We start from the raw sequence: 1,400 nt of genomic DNA on the forward strand, positions 1-1,400 counted from the left end.
CCGTAGACACAGCCAGGCCCGAGCCCGCCGCTCCCACTACAAACGTCGAGGGCACAACCCCCAGATGCGGTTGCAGTATTAGACCTGCATCGGGTCGCCGGCCAAGCCGCACTGGCACTCGCTCTGCGCACCATCGTCGCACAGATCCCGCCCCCGCCAGAGGACGATGCCGCACGGGCGGGAGAGACGTCGCCCACCTTGGACGAGCTCCTGTTGCTGCCCCGCGTCGGGCTGTGGGCCCAACAACAGTTCCGTCCTGTCACCGCCCCCGACGTCCCAGCATGCAGCGCGGAGCCCCTCACCACCTGGCTGCGCCTCGACGCACGCATCGGCCCCACCGCGGCCGCACTGTCCATCTCGACATCCGCCACGCGCAAGCGCCTGACACGCAGCGAAGCACTGCTCAAACGCTCGCTTCTACGGTCCCCCAGCGCCGTCCACGACCAGGGGCTCGCACTACGCGCCCTCGAACTCGCCGAGCCAAGCAAAGTGCCGCGCCACTTTGCCGGCCTCTCCGAGAGCGCATGATGAGGCCGCCTGCGGCGGGGCGCGCACGTCGTGCAGGCCAAGCCGTCCAAGATCAGGAACTACCCGGCGACCGCTGGTCGGGTGGGAACCCAGAAACGGAGGACGCCGGCTCGTTCGTCTTCCAGGACACCGCCGTTGGACTCGATGACACGGCGGGAGGCGATGTTGCCGGCATCGCAGGTCAGCAGCGCGGACTCGACACCCAGCGAGGATGCGAACTGCAGGGCCGCGGCAAGCAACGCGGTGGCGTGGCCGCGACGTCGAGCACTGGGACGGATCACATAGCCAATATGGCCGCCTCGCTCGCGCAGTGCGGGGGTCAGCGAGTGCCGCACGGAGGCGAAGCCAAGGAACTGATCGCCCTCCGTCCACCAAAGGGTGCGACCCGTGACCGGGGCCTCGGAGTCAGTTTGCTGTGCGTGCGTCCGTAGGCGGGCGACATAGGCGGTGAAGACTGCCGGGTCCTGCCAGCTGTCATCGGCGTACTGACGCAAGTCGTTGTCGAGCATGGCCTGCATGCCCGGACCACCTCGGCCTTCCGCACGGAACTCGGCCATCGCCGCCAGGAAGGAAGCCTGCAGTCTGGGCTGTGGACGCATCAATCGGGGCATGTGGCAAGGTTATTGGGATGGAGAGCGACCTGCATGTGGTTAGTGTGCGCGGGGAGGTACAAGCTGGCACACCGGTCCGCTGTCCAGTACCAAGCCGGTGTCGGCCAGGTCAACGTGGCACGATGCCCGGACTTACCCGAGACAGGACATGTACGTTCCTTCCGGCCACTCGCACGGGTGAATGTGAGCTGCACCCCGTTTCGTGGAGTCCCTGATGCCAGGGTTACGATCCTGGCGAAGGAGATCCACCAGCACCATGGC

At 66.9% G+C, this 1,400-nt stretch carries 2 protein-coding genes; one reads left to right on the forward strand and one right to left on the reverse strand.

Annotated features, from left to right (window positions below; translation table 11 throughout):
- The first annotated feature begins 198 nt into the window (after positions 1 to 198).
- Positions 199 to 528 carry a helix-turn-helix domain-containing protein gene (locus tag LE548_RS45235; RefSeq protein WP_225102857.1) on the forward strand — a complete coding sequence of 110 codons (330 nt, stop codon included), beginning with the start codon at positions 199 to 201 and terminating at the stop codon, positions 526 to 528.
- Between the two features lie 59 nt (positions 529 to 587).
- Here LE548_RS45235 and LE548_RS45240 read toward each other — a convergent pair whose 3' ends face one another.
- Entirely contained in the window at positions 588 to 1,139 is a 552-nt protein-coding gene (locus tag LE548_RS45240; protein WP_225102858.1) for a GNAT family N-acetyltransferase, read from the reverse strand.
- Positions 1,140 to 1,400 lie beyond the last annotated feature (261 nt).

Origin of the sequence: Streptomyces sp. CoH27 (genome assembly GCF_020181035.1) — a bacterium.
In the GTDB taxonomy this organism is placed as follows: Bacteria; Actinomycetota; Actinomycetes; order Streptomycetales; family Streptomycetaceae; genus Streptomyces; species Streptomyces camelliae.